Raw genomic sequence first — 19354 nt, 5'->3', positions numbered from 1 at the left:
TCTTATGCTATAATGATAGAAAATGATAGATGGGAGCTCATTGAATGATTTCAACTAAGAGACCACAAACGCATTTCATTATCTGCATTATAACACTCTTAACAGTCGTATTCTTATTTGCATGCCAAAATAAAAACTTAAACTCAAACAATGAACAGCTAGACCAACAACAGCAACCAGAACATTTGCAGGAAAGTGCTAACCTGCCTATTAGTAACAGTCCTGTTGACAGTACTATAGAAGAAACTGAAACAGTTGTTTCAGAGGATATTCTACGTTCTCACAAAGTGAATGAGCTAGGCCAAGTTATGATTCTCATGTATCATATTATTGGCGATAAGGAAGATGAATGGGAACGTACCAAAAATAATTTCAAAAACGATCTAAAAACATTATATGAAGAAGGCTATTATCTAGTGACTGCTCGTGACTTTGTCTCTGGTAATATTAATGTTCCGCTTGGAAAAACACCCGTAGTGCTTACTTTTGACGATGGAACGGAAGGCCATTTCCGACTAATAGAAAAAGAGAATGGCGAATTCTTTGTGGATCCCGACTGTGCTGTAGGTATTATAGAAAATTTCGCAAAAATGCACCCTGATTTTGGTAGCGCTGCTTCATTCTACGTCTACTACCCTGTCCCATTCCGTCAAAATGATAGGCCTGAATGGAGACGGTATAAATACGAATATATTATAAATTTGGGTATGGAAATCGGGAATCACACATTTGGACATGAATTCCTCAATAAGTTAACGGATGAAGATGTACAAAAAACTCTTGTAAAAAATATTCAAGCTACACAAAAATTACTACCAGACTATCCAGTGGATACATTTGCATTAACCTATGGAATCTATCCAAAAAATAAAGAGCTAGCAGTGAAAGGTAGCTTTGAAGGGTTTACCTACCATCATAAAGGCGTTTTTTTAGTAGGCTCCCATCCAGCTCCTTCACCTTATTCAATAGATTTTAAAACAGAGGCAATACCTCGTATTCGAGCTGCAAGTGTTCCATCAGATTTCTTCCATCAATGGATTGATTACTTTAAGAAGAATCCAGATAAACGCTTTGTTAGCGACGGTGATGCAAAAACAATAACAGTACCTGAAAGTTTAAAAGATCAACTCAACGAAAACAACATGATAGATAAATTGATTAGAACGTATCCCAACGATTAAAATGAAATTTTACTTTGTGCTAGTTGTTTGATTGCTTCTTTAATTTTGTTATCATTTTGTACTAAAGCAATACGAACATACCCTTCACCCATAAGACCAAAAGCATCTCCAGGAATTACAACAATTCCTGCTTCCTCTAGTAAAGAATACGCAAACTCTCTAGAGGTTAATTGTCCAGGGTTCTTAGCCCAGACAAACATAGATGCTTTTGGTTTCTCTATTTTCCAACCTAAATCATTAAACCCCTCGATTAATAAATCTCTTCGTTTTTGATAGATTTGTGCCATGTCTGCACAATGGCTACCATCTTCTTCTAATGCTGCGATAGCACCAGCTTGAACCACATGAAACACACCATAATCTATATTCGACTTTAAAGTTCCAAGACTCTGAATAATATCTCTATTTCCTACCATAAAGCCAAATCTTGCACCAGCCATATTATAGCTTTTTGAGAGTGAATTAATTTCTACACCTATATCTTTTGCACCAGTAACTTGTAGAAAACTTGGCGGCTTGTAACCATCAAAGGCTAATTCAGAATATGCTAGGTCATGTACAACTACAATTTTATTTTGTTTAGCAAAGTGGACCACTTTTTGAAAAAAATCTAAACCTGCAATGGCAGCAACAGGGTTCGACGGATAATTAATGATCATCAATTTTGCTTGTTGAGCTATATCTTTAGGAATCTTATCTAAATCCGGTAGAAAGCTGTTTTGTTCCATTAACGGCATAGGATAAATCTTTCCTCCAGCTAATTCAACACTGCCTTGATAAATTGGATAGCCGGGATCTGGTACTAAAACAATATCTCCTGGATCAATTAAAGCTAATGGCAGGTGTGCTAGCCCATCTTGAGAGCCAATCAAATCTAAAATCTCCGTATTAGTATCTAATATAACTGAGAAGCGCTTTTGGTACCAAGAAGCAATCGATTGATATAATTGTTGAGAACCCTTTAGGGAATAATAAAAAGCATTATAATCACTTAAGGCATCTGCCATCGCTTGAATCACTACCGATGGCGGTGGTAGGTCCGGCGTGCCAATGCTTAAATCAATAACGTTTTTTCCTTTAGCAATTTGTTGCTTTTTGCGATTTGCCATTTCAGTGAAAATAGCTGACCCTAAATTATCGATGCGTTTTGATTTATACATAAACGGCTCTAATCCCCCAAAATATATTTTCACATGTTATAATAACATAAAATAAGTATGCTTGATTATACTAAATCTTTTTGAGGTGCTAAAAGAATGAATCCAATAAAAATTCTTATTATTTATGCTCATCCGGATGATGAAAGCTTTGGTAACGCTGGAACAATCGCAAAATATACTACAGAAAAAAATGTAGAGTTTCATATTGCTTGTGCAACTCGTGGAGAAGCCGGTAAATTAGGGGACCCTCCCTTAACAACAAGAGAAGAATTAGGGGCTTATAGAGAAATGGAAATGGCTCAAGCTACTCGTATATTAGGGGTAAAGCAAATCCATTATTTAGATTTTCTCGATGGTACTCTTCATATGCTCTCTGATACCGAGAACGAACAACTTGTGAAATCAATTGTAAAAGTTATCTTAGATGTTAAACCCCACATTATTATTACATTCCCTGAAGATGGTATATCTCTTCACAAAGACCACATAGCAATACACTTTGCTACAAAGGCGGCCTTAGATATTGTAAAAAATACATACACGATTCCTAAAGTATATTACTCCGTTGTACCAAAAAGCATATATCATAGTCGAGGATTGCTAGATAGAGGCGTGGATGATCAGTTCGTCACAATAAAGGAAGACATAGATCTGTATCGTAAACAGAAACTTGAAGCATTAAAAAAGTATAAGACACAAATCTTCTCAGTGAATAAAGTATACCCTGGCTTATTAGATAGTAATGATTGGAGCATAATCCCAAAATACGAATTTTATCAATTGATTCGCCTTTATGGTAAATCTGTTGACGGATCAACTTACCATGAAACAAGCATCTTGGATCATTTAAGTGATTATGCATAATGGTTTATGTTGGTAAGCGTAGCAAAGCCCCTAGGATATCCCTAGAGGCTTTTTTTACTGGTTGTGGCAATTACTCTTGACTTACAACGATTTTACCATGACCAACAATCTTACTCTGACAAGCTAAGCGTGTTCCCTGTTCTAATTCATCGGAGATTTCTTCCTGCTCCTGGTCGGATGGATCACTTAAAAACATCATGCCTTCTTCCACTAGTACTCTACATTTTCTACAAACCCCTTGTAAACATGCATGTTTGATACTTATTCCGTTGGAAAATGCTATTTCTAATAGTGTTTTACCAACTTCATCGGCTACCTCAAACTCTTTACCCTCAATTATAAAATGAATCATAATTTTTACCCTCCTCATTGTCACCTAATCATTATTTTTTACTATTATAGTATAAAATATTACCATTTCGACAAAATCTTACAAGCTTTACGTATTTCCTTTAATGTGGAGATGTGTTACAATAATATCAAAATCTAGCGACAATTGTATGACAGAAATAGGAGTGATCACCTGTGTCAAATCAATTATTAGAAATTGGATTGTTAGCATCAGATAGTGATACATGTAACAAGTCATGCGAAATTAAAAGTGCAAGCTCTACTGAGAATAAAATGGAATCCAACCTTCCTTCTTGGTGGAAAAAAATCAGAGCAGTGCAAGTACTAGAGAAAAAGATATAAATAATAAACCTTATCATTTTCATGATAAGGTTTTTCATTTCTAAAACTGTATTTTTTATATCCAATGACATACCAATGATTATTAGTGACTTATACTATTAATATAAGGAATTAAACGTAAATATACCTCATGATCTAACTCCGTTTGCCAAAATCCAAGCACGATTGCAGTAAACATAACACCAAAATAAATTCCCAGAATACTAACAGGTAGAGCCCAACGTTTGAATGAATTCTGATTGCTAACAAATTGATATTGAAGTGCCTCCTGCTTTGGACAAGCGTCTATACACGCCATACAACTTGTGCATTCTGGAGAATATACTTCTTTCTTATTCATTATATCTAATCGATTCATACAAACTTTATTACATTTACCACAATCGATACAATGATCTGCGTTTCTTGCAATCACAGAAGGACTAAACCATCCAAAGATGCCCATAAGAGCCCCGTATGGGCAAAGGTAACGACACCAAAAGTTTTTAATATAAAAAGTTGAGGCAATAATTATTAAAAATCCAATAAGCGTATTCTTAGACATATCAAGTAAAAACATCAGCATTTTTACGTCAGATACCTTATTATAATCCGAGTTAAGAAACATGTACGCAACCATACCATTCATCTGAAAGAAAATAGTCCATACAAAAAATCCTAAAATTAAGTATTTAATACTTCGTAATGGTATATCTAACCACCTAGGTAATTCCCATTGTTTCTTAATTGTTTTATTTGCTAAGAAAGCTAACTTCTCGGAGATCCATCCAAACGGGCAAATCCAGCTACAAAAAGCTTTTCTAAAAAGAAAAGAGATTACAATAAAAGTCAACAGTAGGATAACTCCTGCAGGATGAATCGTGTCAAAGATTCCGTTAGAAAACCAACTTTTCACACCTACTAATGCACTAATCGGTAAAAACGCTTCTACAGAATGCGGGCGACCAAAATAAATTCCTTCTCCCCCATTGTTATAATACGTGTAGAAAATATAAAACCTTACTCCCACAAAGACACTAAAAGCTAAAAATAGAAATTGTACACTTTGACGTATTTTTGTATGCATAAATCAACCTCCTACACAACATTATTGCATAAGAGGCTGGATAATAGTGTGATGCACAACACATTTTAAAGATTGTTCAAAAAGATTTCAAACTTATTTCAAACCTCGACTTCCAGGCTTCTTCATTTCTACTCCTTGCGCGCATAATGGACATTGTGCAGGATCATACGTTTCAATATTGATCTTTAATAACGATATAAGAGGAGCTCCAAAATCAACTTCTTGAGGACTTCTGTTTACTAATACCCCAACTCCTACTACTTCTCCCCCTTGTTCCTTTACTATTTCGACAACCTCTTTAACAGATCCTCCTGTTGTAATAACATCTTCTACAACAAATACTTTTTGGCCTGGCTCTACAAAGAAACCCCGTCGGAACACCATTTTACCATTCTCTCGTTCAGCAAACATTGTTTTAGTACCTAAAATTCTTGCTGTCTCAAATGCTAGAATAATGCCCCCAGTAGCAGGTCCTATAACTAAATCTACTTGCAAGTTTTGGTTCTTAATATATTCAACAAATTCATTACATAATTGGCTTGCTTTATCCGGGTACTGAAGCACTTGAGCACATTGCATGTATTGCCCACTATGTTTCCCCGATGTTAAATTAAAATGTCCTGTTTGTAATACGTTTGTCTCTTTTAAAATTGTCAGTATTTGATCTTGAGTAAGCATTCTACATCCTCCTAATTCGATCCATAAAACAATCCTAGTTCAAAGATTTTATTATTTCATGGACTGTATAATATCCTTAGCTGCTTGTAAACGATTCGATGCATCAGTAATGTTACGGCCTATTACCATATAATCAGTACCTAAGTCCATTGCTTGTCGTGGCGTAGTAATTCTCACTTGATCATGTACTTCACTATTAGACATACGGATTCCAGGTGTTATGGTAAGGAACTCTTTACCACAAGCCTCTTTTATAAATGGAACTTCCTGTGCTGATGCGACCACACCGTCTAGCCCAGCTTGTTTCGCTAGTTTCGCATATCGAACCACACAATCTTTGACTTCCCCAGGAATCCCAATATATTGATTCATAATATTTTGACTTGTACTCGTCAATTGCGTTACACCAATAACAATAGGCATCGGAATGTTCAATTGATTAGATATCTCTTGGGCTGCTTCTTTGGCTTTCTGCATCATTAATAACCCGCCTGCAACGTGTACGTTCCACATCCAAACTCCGTGACGGGTTAAAGATTTAGCAGCACCTATAGCAGTATTCGGAATATCATGAATCTTTAAGTCAACAAACACTTCCATACCTAAGGAACTCAATTCATTTACAATGGAAGGCCCCTCACTATAATATAGCTCCATCCCAACCTTTACACGACGAATTACAGGCGAAATCTCCTTTGCAATATCTAATGCTATCGCTGGATTTGGTGTATCAAGTGCGACAATAATACGTTCTGCTGGTTTCAACTATATCACTTCGCTTTCCCTATCAATTCTTGAATGTCTGTAATTGATTTTGTACTTAGAAATTCTTCTAACTCCTGTAGGATGTTGATGCATGCATAAGGGTCTACAAAATTAGCTGTGCCAATTTGAACTGCACTTGCCCCTGCTAAAAGGAACTCTACGACATCGTTCCCTGTGGTTATACCACCAATCCCAATCACAGGAATCTTAACAGCCGAAGATACTTGCCATACCATTCGTAAGGCGACAGGCTTTACAGCTGGGCCAGAAAGACCACCCATAACATTAGCAAGAACTGGCTTTTGTCGATGAACATCAATCGCCATCCCTAGTAGGGTATTTATAAGAGATACTGCATCTGCTCCAGCTTGCTCAACTGATTGAGAGATTGATACAATATCAGTAACGTTCGGTGATAATTTCGCTATAATCGGGTACCTTGAAATATTTTTCACTTCTCGAATGACTTTTTCAGCCATTACGCAATCCGTACCGAAGGCTAGTCCACCTGCTTTTACATTTGGGCAAGAAATATTGACTTCTAATGCTGCGACATTCTCCGCTTGGTTTAACTTCTCAGCTACTTCAATATATTCCTCCAATGTACTACCAGCAATATTGACAATCACTGGTGTATCATACTGCTTAAGCCAGGGTAATTCTTTTTCCAATACCACTTCCACCCCAGGATTTTGTAACCCAATTGCATTTAACATTCCTGCTGGAGTTTCAGCAATTCTCGGCACTGAATTTCCAAGTCTTTCATGGGGTGTGGTTGCTTTTACAACAATTGCACCTAGCTTGTTTAAATCATAATATTGTGCATACTCCTTACCAAAACCATAACATCCAGAAGCAGGCATAATCGGATTCTTCAGTTGGAGAAAACCTAAGTCAACGGCTAGGGAAGGCTTTAGAGTCATTTAGAATACCACCCTTTCTGCTGGAAAAACTGGTCCACAGTCACAGACTTTTCGATATTTCCACTCTGAATTCTCATCAGATATAGATATTTTTGTAACACAACCCATGCAAGCCCCAATGCCACATGCCATATGTTCTTCTAACGATAGATAGCCGTTAGCTGTTTGTAAAAGTTCGTGATTTTTAATTGCTTGTAGCATCGGTTTAGGTCCACATGCCAAGTACAAATCAGGCTCTTTTGTGATATATTCTGTTACGAATCCTTGCTTACCATAACTGCCATCGACTGTTGTTACAATGACATCACCAAGTTCTCGAAACTCATCTTCCAAAATCACTACTTGATGATTCGCAAATCCTAATATTGCAGTAATAGAGGCGCCTTGTTTTGCTAACTCTTTCGCAGCGTATAATAGTGGTGGTACACCGATTCCACCACCGATCAATAGCATGTTACGCTTCGCTTGATTTTCAGTTGGAAAAGTCCCTCTACCTAAAGGTCCTAAAAGGTCAATCTTAGTCATTTCTTTCGATTTTGATAATATTTTTGTCCCTTTTCCACCAGCACGATAAATAAAACGGACCGATCCACGTTTTTTATCAACGTCACAGATGGAAATAGGACGTCTCAGTAATGGATCTAGAGAATCTATTACTCGAATATGCACAAACTGCCCAGGATGGGCGGTTTGTGCTAGTTTCGGAGCGATTACAATCATTTCATATAAATCTTGACCAATCGTTTTATGGCTTTTTACTTCGACACTATGTTTCATTATGTGTCCTCCCTATTTTTTGTATTGAATTGGTTGGACAGAAAAGTTTATTGTTTCTAAAACTGTCAAAATTGCAGCAGCAGTATCTAAAGATGTTAAACATGGTACACCATTTTCCACCGCTTCGCGACGAATTCTAAAACCATCTCGTTCTGGTTGTTTACCTTTAGTTAATGTGTTAATAACCATGTTGGCATTTCCAGTTCTAACGATTTCAAGAATATTAGGCGAACCTTCATCTAATTTGTTTACAATCGTAACTTTTAATCCTTTGTCAATTAAATACTTAGCCGTGCCTTTTGTAGCAATCACTTCAAAACCTAAGTTAATAAATCTAGTTAAGATTTCCCCTGCTTCTTCCTTATCCTTATCAGCAACTGTCGCAATAATTTTCCCATGGGTAGGAATATGCATACCGGCTCCTAATAACCCTTTGTATAGAGCTTTAGCGAAATTAATATCTTTACCCATTACTTCTCCAGTAGATTTCATCTCTGGACCTAATGTAGTGTCTACACTGCGTAATTTTGCAAATGAGAATACTGGCACCTTAACAGATACCTCTTCTGCTTCTGGCCATAGTCCAGTTGTATACCCCATTTCACTTAACTTCTTACCAAGAATCACTTTGGTAGCGATATTCGCTAATGGCAAACCCGTCACTTTACTCAAGAAAGGAACCGTACGTGACGACCTAGGGTTTACTTCAATAACAAACACTTCATCATTATGGATAACAAACTGTATATTTAGCAAACCTTTCGTATTCAAAGAAGTCGCCAATTTGATCGTATGTTCCACAATCTGAGCTTTGATCGTTTCCGATATTGTCTGTGTCGGATACACAGCAATTGAGTCACCACTATGCACGCCAGCACGTTCGATATGTTCCATGATGCCAGGAATTAACACGGTTTCTCCATCAGACACAGCATCTACTTCAACTTCTTTACCAAGTAAATAACGATCAACTAACACTGGATGCTTGGATGAAATTTGTACTGCTTTCTTCATATAATTGAGTATGTCATCCTCATTATAAACAATTTCCATCGCACGACCACCCAATACATAAGATGGTCTCACAAGTACTGGATAACCAATAGTGTTCGCTACTCGAACTGCCTCTTCTACTGAGAAGACAGTTTCTCCCGCCGGTCGAGGTACGTTCAATCTTTGTAATAAATCATCAAACTTTTCTCTATCTTCAGCTGTATTAATATCTTCCATATTCGTTCCTATAATCGGAATGTTTAATTCTGATAATGGTTCCGCTAGGTTAATTGCTGTTTGACCACCAAACTGGACAATTACTCCATCAGGCTGTTCACGATCAATGACATTTAATACATCTTCCAAGGCTAACGGTTCAAAATATAGTCGATCCGATGTACTAAAGTCTGTAGATACCGTTTCTGGATTGTTATTTATAATAATTGCTTCATACCCAGCTTCTTTTATAGCCCAAACAGCATGCACAGAAGCGTAGTCAAATTCAATCCCTTGACCAATACGGATTGGACCAGAACCTAGTACTAAAATCTTCTTACGATCTGTAATTTGAATTTCATCTTCCGTATCATAACTTGAATAATAGTATGGTGTGAAAGCTTCAAATTCAGCTGCACAGGTATCAACCATTTTATATACAGGTGTAATGCCATGTTCCTTCCTTATATTACGGATCTCTAAATCACTTACACCTACTAATTGGCCAATATATTGATCAGAGAATCCCATTTCTTTCGCTTTACGAAGAATGAGTTGTATGTTCTCAGTCCCCTGTTCATTGTGCCAAATTTCTTTAAAAATACCTTCAAATTCTACTAAGTCATAAATCTTGTTCAAGAAGAAATAATCAATCTTAGTCATTTGTTGAACGGAATCCACTGAAATTCCACGTCTAAAAGCGTCAGCTACAAGAAATAAACGTTCATCATCAGGCTTTCTTAGTCGCGTTTCTAAGACTTCTTGACTAAGTTCTTCCACTCCCTTTAAATATAAGCTGTCAATGTCAATTTCTAAAGAACGAATTGCTTTTTGCAAAGATTCTTCGAAAGTACGGCCAATCGCCATAACTTCTCCTGTAGCTTTCATTTGTGTACCTAACTCTCGATTAGCTGTCACAAATTTATCAAAAGGCCAACGCGGAATTTTCGTAACTACATAATCTAAAGCTGGCTCAAAGCTAGCAAATGTTTCTTTCGTAACTGGATTGACAATCTCGTCTAAAGTTAATCCTATACTAATTTTTGCAGCAACCTTCGCGATTGGATAACCAGTAGCCTTTGACGCTAATGCACTGGAACGACTCACACGAGGATTCACCTCGATTACATAATATTGAAAACTATCAGGATCTAATGCATATTGAACGTTACATCCACCTTCAATTTTCAACGCTCGAATAATATCTAAGGAAGAACTTCTTAGCATTTGGTACTCTTTATCAGACAAAGTTTGACTCGGTGCTACAACAATACTATCTCCCGTATGAACACCTACTGGATCAATATTCTCCATGTTGCATACAACAATGCAATTATCGTTCTTATCACGCATTACCTCGTATTCAATCTCTTTAAAACCTGCAATACTTTTCTCAATTAACACCTGATTAATTGGACTATATTTAATCCCTAAAGCAACAATTTCTTTAAATTCATCCTCGTCATATGCAATTCCACCACCTGTTCCACCTAATGTGTATGCTGGACGAATAATGAGTGGATATGGGACTCGCTCTGCAAATTTTAATGCATCTTCAATCGTACTTACTATATCGCTTTCTGGAACTGGATGCTTAAGTTCATTCATTAGGCTTCTAAATAATTCACGGTCTTCTGCCTTTTGGATAGCCTCAAGATTCGTTCCTAGTAATCTAATTTCATATTCTTCTAGTACACCATGTTTGTGGAGCTCAATCGCCATATTTAAACCTGTTTGACCACCCAAAGTTGGTAAGAGACCATCAGGTCTTTCTTTGCGGATTACTTGTGTCACGGCTTCTAGTGTAATAGGCTCAATATATACTCTATCAGCAATATCTGGATCCGTCATAATCGTTGCTGGATTACTATTGACTAATACGACTTCATAACCCTCTTCCTTTAGCGCCTGACATGCTTGTGTTCCTGCATAATCAAATTCTGCTGCTTGTCCAATGATAATAGGACCACTTCCGATTACTAATATCTTTTTTATGTCTCTTTTCGGCATATTATGATCCTCCTATTCTGCTTTCCATTTCTTAATAGTGTCAACAAATTCATCAAATAAATATCCAGAATCAAGAGGACCAGGTGCTGCTTCTGGATGATATTGTACTGAAGCAAGTAGTCCGCTATCGTGTACTAAACCTTCCACAGTATCATCATTTAGATTGATATGTGAAACTTGTAAGCCTGTGCCATGAAGAGATTCTTTATCTACTGTATAACCATGATTTTGAGAAGTAATATACACGCGATTTGTCCTTAAATCTTTTACTGGATTGTTTCCACCACGATGGCCAAATTTCAATTTAATTGTGTTAGCTCCAGCTGCCAGTGCAATTAACTGATGTCCAAGACATATTCCATACATAGGTAATTTACCGATAAATGGACGTATTTGTTCTGCCGTTTGCATTACACTCTTTGGATCTCCAGGACCATTAGAAATCATAATACCATCGGGTTGTAAACGTTGGATTTGCTCTGATGTTGTGTTATACGGCACTACTGTGACATCACAACCGCGTTTCAATAATTCATGATGTATTCCTAGTTTGGTTCCCATATCAATTAGTACTACACGATAGCCGTTTCCAGGACTTCTAAAAATATTCTTAGTGGATACCCTTGATACTTGATCATACATATATGATGTCTGTTGTAACTCCGCTAATAGAGTAGAAATATCAGCATCAATATTAGTTGTAATCATCCCTTTTAAAGTACCGTGGACGCGTATGATTCTAGTTAACATTCTTGTATCAATACCTGCTATTCCCATGACTCCATGTGCTTTTAAAAATTCATCAATGCTTTCAAGTGAACGCCAATTGCTCGGATGGATACTTGCTTCTTTTACAACAAATCCACTCACATGACTGAACATGCACTCTAGATCTTCTGCATTCAAGCCATAATTCCCAATCAACGGATACGTCATAGTTACAATTTGCCCGCAATAGGAAGGGTCCGTTAGAACCTCTTGGTATCCTGTCATGCTAGTATTAAAAACTACCTCACCTATTGATTTCTTGTTATCAGTTGCACCAAATGCGCAACCGTATAAGACATTACCATCTTCAAGTACTAACATCGCATTTTTCTGCTGTTTCAGTTTATGCAAATATTCTTTAGCTTTATTGCTGATTGTTGATGAATGAGTCATTTTGATTACACCTCTTTATCTTCATGTATTATTTCTCCAGATACTATTGTCATAATAGGCCATCCTTGCAATTCCCAACCTATAAATGGTGAATTCTTCCCTTTCGATGCAAAATTGTTTGCATCTACCAGTTTTCTTTTATCTAAATCAACCAGTACAAGATTTGCTTCACCATTGGGTTCAATGATTCCATTCTTAAATCCAAAAATTTCAGCTGGACGACTTGTCATAGCTTGTAACAGTCTTTCTAACGACACTTTATGTTGCAGTACCAATTTGCTATATAATACGGCAAAGGCAGTTTCTAAACCAACCATTCCAAACGGTGATCCTTTAATTCCTCTGCTCTTCTCTTCTTCAGAATGTGGTGCATGATCGGTTGCAATGATATCAATAATTCCAGATTGAAATGCGGAAATTAACTGATTTTGATCTTCCCTAGCACGTATTGGAGGATTCACTTTGAAATTACCATGGTCTTCTAATATGTCTTGATCATTCATGACCAGATGCTGCGGAGTCACTTCACATGTAACATTGATTCCCATTTTTTTTGCGTGTTCAATCCAACGCACAGATTCTTTTGCACTAAGATGTGCAAAATGCACATGTGCGTTAGCTGCTTCTGCTAGAAGAATATCACGTGCTACCATAACTGATTCAGATGTAGATGGTATGCCCTTAATTCCTAACTCTTCAGCTTTTTCACCGGCATGCATATGCCCGCCTTTGGCTAATGGTTCATCTTCGGCATGGATAATCACTGGAATCTTTAACTCAGCTGCTTGCATAAAAGCATCTTGCATTACTTTAGCGTCTTGAACGCCACGCCCATCATCAGAAAGTGCAATAATTCCTGCTTCTCTTAGCGCTACGAAATCTGTTAAGTCTTCACCACGTTCTGATACAGTAATGGCTGCAATACAATTCACAGAAACACCATTATTGATTGCTGCTTTAGCTTTGATGGATTGCACTGTTTCTATTGAATCTATTACAGGATTTGTATTAGGCATACAACATATTGTTGTAAAACCACCCTTTGCCGCAGCCAATGAACCAGTTTCTATTGTTTCTTTATATTCAAAGCCTGGTTCTCTTAAATGTACATGTACGTCTATAAAACCAGGGGCCAACAATTTTCCATTGCCATTAATTATTTTTAATTCATGCAATATATCCATTGGGATAGATTGTTCATCAATATCGTTTTGAATTAACTGAATCTTATTATTCTTAATTAAAACATCTCTTTCTCCAATTAGGGAATGACCGTCAAATAATTTGACATTTTTAAATAAAATCATTGGTTTTACCACCTCTATCCTTGTCGAATCAAACACGTCCTAATTTTTTCCAATTTCGATTTGTAAAAAAAGCTTCTTATCTTATAACCTTTCCGATAAGAAGCTTTTTAATTATTCTACATTGATTCTTCTAATGATTCTTGTTCTTTAGGTAGTACCGCATTTAATAGTACCCCAGCTAATGTAGCTAAAGCCATACCATGTAACTGTAATTGTCCAAAGTCAAGAACGGCATTTCCTACTCCTAAAATTAAAATTACGCTTGAGATTACAAGATTTCTCTTATTTTTATATTGAATACCGCTGTCTACTAGCATTCTAAGTCCTGAAGATGCGATAATACCGAATAATAATATACTCACACCACCCATAACAGGTACAGGAATTGTGCTAATCAATGCAGCAATTTTACCGATAAATGCCATAATAGTAGCCATGACTGCTGCGCCACCCACTACGTACACACTGTATACACGAGTAATTGCTAATACACCAATATTTTCTCCGTATGTTGTATTTGGAGGTCCCCCAACTAGTGAAGCAAATAATGTAGCAGTACCATCACCTAATAAAGTGCGATGAAGGCCAGGTTTTTTCATAAGATCTTTATCAACGATTTTACTCATTACGAATACATCACCTAGATGTTCTGTAATAGTAACAAGTGCAACTGGTACAATCACCCATAGTGCTAACATATTAGGAACTGGTGTTGTAAATTCTGGAATTGCAAACCAAGCTGCTTCCGACACTTTCTGAAAATTCACCAAGCCTAATGGTATGGAAACTAGATATCCACTTATTATTCCGAATAGAATAGGTACGATTGCAAAAAATCCTCTAAAGAAATTGCTCGCAATAATAGCAACTGCTAAAGATACAAATGCAACGAGTACACTTGTACCACTGTAAACTTTTAATGTAACGGAGTCCTCAGAGATGCCTTGAACACTGCCAGGCAAGCTATTAAATTCTTCAATTGTTGCTGGACGGTCTACATTCGTATAAGTAGTGGTTGCCATATCTACAGCAACAGATGCAAGACCAAGACCAATCACGATAATTACAGATCCAACAACTACAGGTGGTAATAATTTCTTTAACCAATTTACACCAAATTTATAAATGATAAGAGAGCATATTGCGTATACAACACCGACAATCATAGATCCGAATAATGCTTCACCAGGACCACTAGCTGCTGATACTGCGATAATTGGAGCAATGTAAGCAAAGGAAGACCCTAAATATGCTGGAACTTGTCCTTTTGTAATAAAGATAAAAATCAGCGTACCAATACCGCTAGTTAATAAAGCTACTGCTGGGTTTAGTCCTGTTAGAAAAGGAACCAATACAGTCGCTCCAAACATTGCGAATAAATGCTGGAAGCTTAATGGTAAAGTCTGAGATAATGGTAACTTTTCATGTACGTCGATAGTTCTTTGACTCATTTCATTTTCCCCCTAATAGTTATGTAAATAATTATTGCTTGTCCCGAATTACAACCTGGTCTTGACCATCAATTTCTTTGAGCATGACCGCGATTATTTCCGTCTTGGAAGTAGGAACATTTTTACCGACATAGTCTGCTCGTATTGGCAATTCTCTATGCCCTCGATCAATGAGTACAGCAAGTTGAATTCTTTGCGGTCGACCGATGTCAACTAAAGCATCTAAAGCTGCTCTAACAGTCCGACCAGTGTATAGCACGTCATCAATGAGTACCACAATTTTGTTTACCACATCAAATGGAAGCGTAGTTTCTCGGATAATTGGCTGATTAGCTACAACTTCAAGATCATCGCGATATAAGGTTATATCTAGTTCTCCAATTGCGATTCTTTTCCCCTCAATCTCTTCAATCTTGTCTGCTAATCTTTGCGCTAAATAGATTCCCCTAGTCTTAATTCCGATACAAACTAATTCATCAATCCCCTTGTTTTTCTCAACAATCTCATGGGCAATTCTAGTTAATGCTCTTTGCATCGATTTTTCATCAAGGATTTGGGTTTTGTCTAAAACGCTCATCGTTATCCTCCTTCCCTAGAACTTCCATATATGCAAAAATCTCCAACTGTCTAATTAGACTGAAGGAGATCATATCATCTATATACCGCGGCAAAAATACATGAACCGCATGCAAATATTGCTTTACATATAAAGCTATACTTGTCGGTACTAAACTATAACTCCTTGTCAGCCTCACTGGACTGTCCTTAAAGGATATTTTCACATTAAAACAATAATAATATGTGTGATGATAAATGTCAATGCATGTTTCGACAAAAAAAACGATTATTTCAACAAGTTTAAGACTTCTTGAAAATCATCTGGAAGCTCGCTGGTAAAAGTTATGGTCTCTCCAGTACGTGGATGTATAAACCCTAATATCTTTGCATGTAAGGCTTGTCCACGAAGTTTCACACTTTTTCTAAATCCATATACAGGGTCCCCCGCTACTGGATAACCGATATATGCCATGTGAACTCTGATTTGATGAGTTCTGCCAGTTTCTAAAGAAAGCTCTACAAGAGTAAAATCTTGAATGTATTCAAGTACTTTAAAATGCGTAACCGCATGTTTTCCATTCGTAACATCGACTGCCATGTTCTTCCTCAGTGTCTTATGGCGAGCTATTGGTGCATCTATAGTACCCTCTTTGTTTGGTATTAATCCATGCACTAGAGCAACATACTTGCGAATAATGGAATGCTGTTTAAATTGTTCTGACAGACTTCGATGAGCCATATCATTCTTAGCTACCACTAAAAGGCCAGTAGTGTCTTTATCAATACGGTGTACAATACCTGGTCTTAGCTCTCCATTAATACCCGATAGGTCTTTACAATGGAATAATAAGGCATTCACTAATGTTCCATGGTAATGCCCTTGTGCAGGATGAACAACCATCCCCCTAGATTTATTCACTACTATAACATCCTGATCTTCAAAGACAATATTGAGTGGAATATCTTCTGGTCCAATCGTGACCTCTTGTAATTCTGGATATTCAATCGTAATGACATCATGATTTTTAATTTTATAGTTTGATTTAATTGGCGAATCATTCACTAATATATGACCATCTATAATAAGACTTTGAATCTGCGACCTAGAAAGGGAATCGTTTTTAGTATGTAACCATTTATCAATTCTTTCCCCAGTATCGTCTTCCTCCGCAACAAACTGCTCTATATTGCTGATTTCATCTTCTAATATTCCTTCTAAGTCGTTTGATAAATTAACTTCTGGATTCATTGATGTTCTCCTTCTTCTTGTCTTCCTGATATGTAAGCCATGTATCTAAAAATAACAACCCAACACCTATCACTATAGCAGAGTCTGCAATATTGAAAATTGCAAAATTAATTAAACGAAAATCAAAAAAATCAATGACTTGACCTATAAAAATTCGGTCAATCAAATTACCTATAGCTCCACCTAGGAGTAGTGCGATCCCATAAAGCATAAGCTTCTTATCGCTATGGCCTTCATATTTATAAATAATATAAATTACTGTTGCTATTACAATAATAGTTACACTGATAAAGAACCAACGTTGGTTTTGTAATATTCCGAACGCTGCACCTGCATTCCGATGGGAAGTCAGATGAAATACTCCTTCCCAAAGAGGTATAGTGTTAATACCTTTGTTGTCCATAAAGTTAACGACAGCTAACTTTGATAATTGATCAATTATGACAATAATGATTGCAATAATATAGTATGGCAAAATGTAAATCCTCCTAAAAATAAAAGTCAAATAATTCCCCTCTCCGTTTATTATATATCAACTATTTGACATAAGGATAGCATATTGAGATAAATTTTCAAATTTTAGTGTTCGTGTTGATTTCTCAAATACTCTTGATATGCTTGCTGCTCAATGTTGCTAACACCTGTAAAATCCAAGTCATTGGTTGCATTCATTATATCTTCGTCTGTATAGTCATCCTCATTTGGATCAACATAAACATAATTATACTCAATATGATAATGTTTTTCGTTTTCATGACTTTCTTCATACATTTCATTGTAATTAGTTTCTCCGCCTAACATAGTAGCGTCATTAGATGTTCCATATTCCGCTACAGCTTGCCAGCTATCCTCACTGTCAAACTCAGTCTCATGGTTACTATTATCGTAATCATGGGCGCCAAACCCTGGATATAATACATCTTCTTCAATTGGTCTAGTACTCGGTCGATTGTGTGCATCCATTTGTTCATGACACTGATAACATAATCCAGTTTCAGGAACAGCAACTAGCCTATCGGTAGATATCATTTGATTACACCTCTCGCATATTCCATATGACCCTTGTTCCATTCGTTTCAATGCATTTTCAATAAGAGATATTCTTTTTAAAGTTTCTTCCTTAATAGCTAGGTCTTTACCACGTTCAAATACCTCAGAAGCTATATCTGCTGGATGATTATCATAACTACTTAACTCGCCAATTGAATCATTCAAAGCATCTTTTAGACCATAGCCATCATTTTCCGTTACTTGAGATTGTAATTCTTGAAGTGTTTGACTTAAGTTTGATTGAAAATGTTGCTGTAAATCTCTGTCCATCTATCTTCTTCCCTTCTTGTCGTTTTTTTCCCACCTATGTAAGCTAGGGGTTGGGTCGAAGGCCCATTCATATTTTCCTCCTGTATCACGATACATTCCATAATGAAGATGCGGTGGGAATTTTCCTGTCGTACCCTGTTTTCCATATCCTGAGCTACCAACATAGCCAATTACTTGCCCAGGCTTAATGATATCTCCTTCTTTTAGATCCTTAGAGTAGCCTGCTAAATGGGCATAATAATGATAAACGTTATTTAAATCGCGAATCCCTACGCGCCATCCGCCATACTTATTCCACCCTTTGATTTCGACGATACCATGAGAAGTACTTTTTACAGGTGTCCACGATCTAGCAAAGATATCCGTCCCTTCATGGCTCCTTCTACCTCCAAAAGACCTTCCTGCTCCCCAAGTGCTTCTATAACTATAGGAATAGTTAAGAGGGATAGGAAAACTGTTCCCTGCAACACTAATCGTGTCATTGTGTTTATATATTGCAGAAAATTGTTGGATACGAACAAGCGATTTTTCTAACGGATATAATGCTTGTAAAGCCTTAATATAGTGTTCATCAGTATCACCATGTTCAGAAATCCATACAGCTAATGAATAAATCGTATCAGCTAATTGGGTCATTTCTGCTTTCCCATCTCCATCTCCATCCTTGCCAATTCCACCAAAAAAAGAATTGATAAAAGGCAAATGACTATAATCATTAATAGCCCCAATCCCAACCCATATATTTTGATGAACCTGTATTGGTATTTCACCTTTTTGGACTTTACGAATATTTTTCTCATATTGATAAATAGCCGCTAGAATATGCCACGGCACTCCTGTAACAGTTTCTACAGTGCGTAGATATTCTTCAATTTCTTGATTATTAGTTAAATCCATTCCTGAGGCTTTCAATGGAACTAACGGCACAATCATTAGTATGACCATAAAGATGATACAACATTTTTGCATAGAGTATTTCATT

Annotated in this window: 19 protein-coding genes; 3 read left to right on the top strand and 16 right to left on the bottom strand. The window is 36.8% G+C overall.

Translation table 11 applies throughout. The features are described 5' to 3' along the window. Window positions 1-44: 44 nt before the first annotated feature. Complete coding sequence (locus BHU72_RS11855) at window positions 45-1181, top strand: polysaccharide deacetylase family protein (RefSeq protein WP_069702841.1); 1137 nt, start codon at window positions 45-47, stop codon at window positions 1179-1181. On the opposite strand, the gene BHU72_RS11850 is transcribed toward BHU72_RS11855, so the two are convergent. Continuing rightward, window positions 1178-2341, bottom strand: coding sequence for an aminotransferase class I/II-fold pyridoxal phosphate-dependent enzyme (locus tag BHU72_RS11850; RefSeq protein ID WP_069702840.1), 1164 nt, complete (start codon window positions 2339-2341; stop codon window positions 1178-1180). The genes BHU72_RS11855 and BHU72_RS11850 overlap by 4 nt on opposite strands. A gap of 96 nt (window positions 2342-2437) precedes the next feature. Between BHU72_RS11850 and BHU72_RS11845 the strand changes: the two genes are divergently transcribed. Then, window positions 2438-3205 (top strand): PIG-L deacetylase family protein, encoded by a 768-nt coding sequence (locus BHU72_RS11845; protein ID WP_069702839.1) that lies wholly within the window; start codon window positions 2438-2440, stop codon window positions 3203-3205. Between the two features lie 70 nt (window positions 3206-3275). On the opposite strand, the gene BHU72_RS11840 is transcribed toward BHU72_RS11845, so the two are convergent. Then, entirely contained in the window at window positions 3276-3557 is a 282-nt protein-coding gene (locus BHU72_RS11840; protein WP_069702838.1) for a 2Fe-2S iron-sulfur cluster-binding protein, read from the bottom strand. Window positions 3558-3730: 173 nt separating this feature from the next. Here BHU72_RS11840 and BHU72_RS15915 point away from each other — a divergent pair, with 173 nt between their 5' ends. Beyond that, window positions 3731-3898: a hypothetical protein gene (locus BHU72_RS15915; protein ID WP_176720475.1), complete on the top strand. Its 168-nt coding sequence runs from the start codon at window positions 3731-3733 to the stop codon at window positions 3896-3898. An 82-nt stretch (window positions 3899-3980) separates the two neighbouring features. On the opposite strand, the gene BHU72_RS11835 is transcribed toward BHU72_RS15915, so the two are convergent. The 14 genes from BHU72_RS11835 to BHU72_RS11770 all read right to left on the bottom strand — a co-directional run bounded on the left by BHU72_RS11835 (window position 3981) and on the right by BHU72_RS11770 (window position 19353). Beyond that, the gene (locus tag BHU72_RS11835) at window positions 3981-4964 is read right to left on the bottom strand and encodes a 4Fe-4S binding protein (protein ID WP_069702837.1); all 984 of its coding nucleotides are present in this window, start codon (window positions 4962-4964) and stop codon (window positions 3981-3983) included. A 93-nt stretch (window positions 4965-5057) separates the two neighbouring features. Next, window positions 5058-5642, bottom strand: a complete 585-nt coding sequence (gene pyrE, locus BHU72_RS11830; protein WP_069702836.1) for an orotate phosphoribosyltransferase — start codon at window positions 5640-5642, stop codon at window positions 5058-5060. A gap of 51 nt (window positions 5643-5693) precedes the next feature. Then, a complete protein-coding gene (gene pyrF / locus BHU72_RS11825; RefSeq protein WP_069702835.1) occupies window positions 5694-6407 on the bottom strand; it encodes an orotidine-5'-phosphate decarboxylase in 714 nt (237 codons plus the stop codon). A gap of 5 nt (window positions 6408-6412) precedes the next feature. Next, the gene (locus BHU72_RS11820) at window positions 6413-7330 is read right to left on the bottom strand and encodes a dihydroorotate dehydrogenase (RefSeq protein ID WP_069702834.1); all 918 of its coding nucleotides are present in this window, start codon (window positions 7328-7330) and stop codon (window positions 6413-6415) included. Further along, window positions 7331-8107: a dihydroorotate dehydrogenase electron transfer subunit gene (locus BHU72_RS11815; protein ID WP_069702833.1), complete on the bottom strand. Its 777-nt coding sequence runs from the start codon at window positions 8105-8107 to the stop codon at window positions 7331-7333. Window positions 8108-8119: 12 nt separating this feature from the next. Continuing rightward, complete coding sequence (carB, locus tag BHU72_RS11810) at window positions 8120-11326, bottom strand: carbamoyl-phosphate synthase large subunit (RefSeq protein ID WP_069702832.1); 3207 nt, start codon at window positions 11324-11326, stop codon at window positions 8120-8122. A gap of 12 nt (window positions 11327-11338) precedes the next feature. After that, a complete protein-coding gene (gene carA / locus BHU72_RS11805) occupies window positions 11339-12415 on the bottom strand; it encodes a glutamine-hydrolyzing carbamoyl-phosphate synthase small subunit (protein ID WP_436796458.1) in 1077 nt (358 codons plus the stop codon). Between the two features lie 77 nt (window positions 12416-12492). Next, the gene (locus BHU72_RS11800) at window positions 12493-13794 is read right to left on the bottom strand and encodes a dihydroorotase (RefSeq protein WP_069702831.1); all 1302 of its coding nucleotides are present in this window, start codon (window positions 13792-13794) and stop codon (window positions 12493-12495) included. 116 nt (window positions 13795-13910) lie between these two features. Then, a complete protein-coding gene (gene uraA / locus BHU72_RS11795) occupies window positions 13911-15245 on the bottom strand; it encodes a uracil permease (protein WP_069702830.1) in 1335 nt (444 codons plus the stop codon). A gap of 31 nt (window positions 15246-15276) precedes the next feature. After that, the gene (gene pyrR, locus BHU72_RS11790) at window positions 15277-15822 is read right to left on the bottom strand and encodes a bifunctional pyr operon transcriptional regulator/uracil phosphoribosyltransferase PyrR (protein WP_069702829.1); all 546 of its coding nucleotides are present in this window, start codon (window positions 15820-15822) and stop codon (window positions 15277-15279) included. A 267-nt stretch (window positions 15823-16089) separates the two neighbouring features. Next, window positions 16090-17052, bottom strand: coding sequence for an RluA family pseudouridine synthase (locus BHU72_RS11785; RefSeq protein ID WP_083248440.1), 963 nt, complete (start codon window positions 17050-17052; stop codon window positions 16090-16092). Further along, window positions 17036-17527, bottom strand: coding sequence for a signal peptidase II (gene lspA, locus BHU72_RS11780; RefSeq protein WP_069702828.1), 492 nt, complete (start codon window positions 17525-17527; stop codon window positions 17036-17038). Before lspA ends, BHU72_RS11785 begins: the two co-directional genes overlap by 17 nt. Window positions 17528-17631: 104 nt before the next feature. Beyond that, window positions 17632-18372: a TraR/DksA C4-type zinc finger protein gene (locus BHU72_RS11775; protein ID WP_069702827.1), complete on the bottom strand. Its 741-nt coding sequence runs from the start codon at window positions 18370-18372 to the stop codon at window positions 17632-17634. After that, the gene (locus BHU72_RS11770; protein WP_083248439.1) at window positions 18373-19353 is read right to left on the bottom strand and encodes a M23 family metallopeptidase; all 981 of its coding nucleotides are present in this window, start codon (window positions 19351-19353) and stop codon (window positions 18373-18375) included. Between the last annotated feature and the right edge of the window lies 1 nt (window position 19354).

The sequence above is a fragment of the Desulfuribacillus stibiiarsenatis genome (assembly GCF_001742305.1).
GTDB classification, from domain to species: Bacteria; Bacillota; Bacilli; order Desulfuribacillales; family Desulfuribacillaceae; genus Desulfuribacillus_A; species Desulfuribacillus_A stibiiarsenatis.
The sequence above is the reverse complement of the archived record's forward strand: the minus strand, read 5'-3'. Positions and strand labels throughout refer to the sequence as shown.

Bases quoted from the DNA above. Each gene is read 5' to 3' on its own strand.
- BHU72_RS11855 (WP_069702841.1), top strand. From the start codon at position 45: ATGATTTCAACTAAGAGACCACAAACGCATTTCATTATCTGCATTATA.
- BHU72_RS11850 (WP_069702840.1), bottom strand. From the start codon at position 2,341: ATGTATAAATCAAAACGCATCGATAATTTAGGGTCAGCTATTTTCACT.
- BHU72_RS11845 (WP_069702839.1), top strand. From the start codon at position 2,438: ATGAATCCAATAAAAATTCTTATTATTTATGCTCATCCGGATGATGAA.
- BHU72_RS11840 (WP_069702838.1), bottom strand. From the start codon at position 3,557: ATGATTCATTTTATAATTGAGGGTAAAGAGTTTGAGGTAGCCGATGAA.
- BHU72_RS11835 (WP_069702837.1), bottom strand. From the start codon at position 4,964: ATGCATACAAAAATACGTCAAAGTGTACAATTTCTATTTTTAGCTTTT.
- pyrE (WP_069702836.1), bottom strand. From the start codon at position 5,642: ATGCTTACTCAAGATCAAATACTGACAATTTTAAAAGAGACAAACGTA.
- BHU72_RS11820 (WP_069702834.1), bottom strand. From the start codon at position 7,330: ATGACTCTAAAGCCTTCCCTAGCCGTTGACTTAGGTTTTCTCCAACTG.
- BHU72_RS11815 (WP_069702833.1), bottom strand. From the start codon at position 8,107: ATGAAACATAGTGTCGAAGTAAAAAGCCATAAAACGATTGGTCAAGAT.
- carB (WP_069702832.1), bottom strand. From the start codon at position 11,326: ATGCCGAAAAGAGACATAAAAAAGATATTAGTAATCGGAAGTGGTCCT.
- carA (WP_436796458.1), bottom strand. From the start codon at position 12,415: ATGTTAGTACTTGAAGATGGTAATGTCTTATACGGTTGCGCATTTGGT.
- BHU72_RS11800 (WP_069702831.1), bottom strand. From the start codon at position 13,794: ATGATTTTATTTAAAAATGTCAAATTATTTGACGGTCATTCCCTAATT.
- uraA (WP_069702830.1), bottom strand. From the start codon at position 15,245: ATGAGTCAAAGAACTATCGACGTACATGAAAAGTTACCATTATCTCAG.
- pyrR (WP_069702829.1), bottom strand. From the start codon at position 15,822: ATGAGCGTTTTAGACAAAACCCAAATCCTTGATGAAAAATCGATGCAA.
- BHU72_RS11785 (WP_083248440.1), bottom strand. From the start codon at position 17,052: ATGAATCCAGAAGTTAATTTATCAAACGACTTAGAAGGAATATTAGAA.
- BHU72_RS11775 (WP_069702827.1), bottom strand. From the start codon at position 18,372: ATGGACAGAGATTTACAGCAACATTTTCAATCAAACTTAAGTCAAACA.
- BHU72_RS11770 (WP_083248439.1), bottom strand. From the start codon at position 19,353: ATGAAATACTCTATGCAAAAATGTTGTATCATCTTTATGGTCATACTA.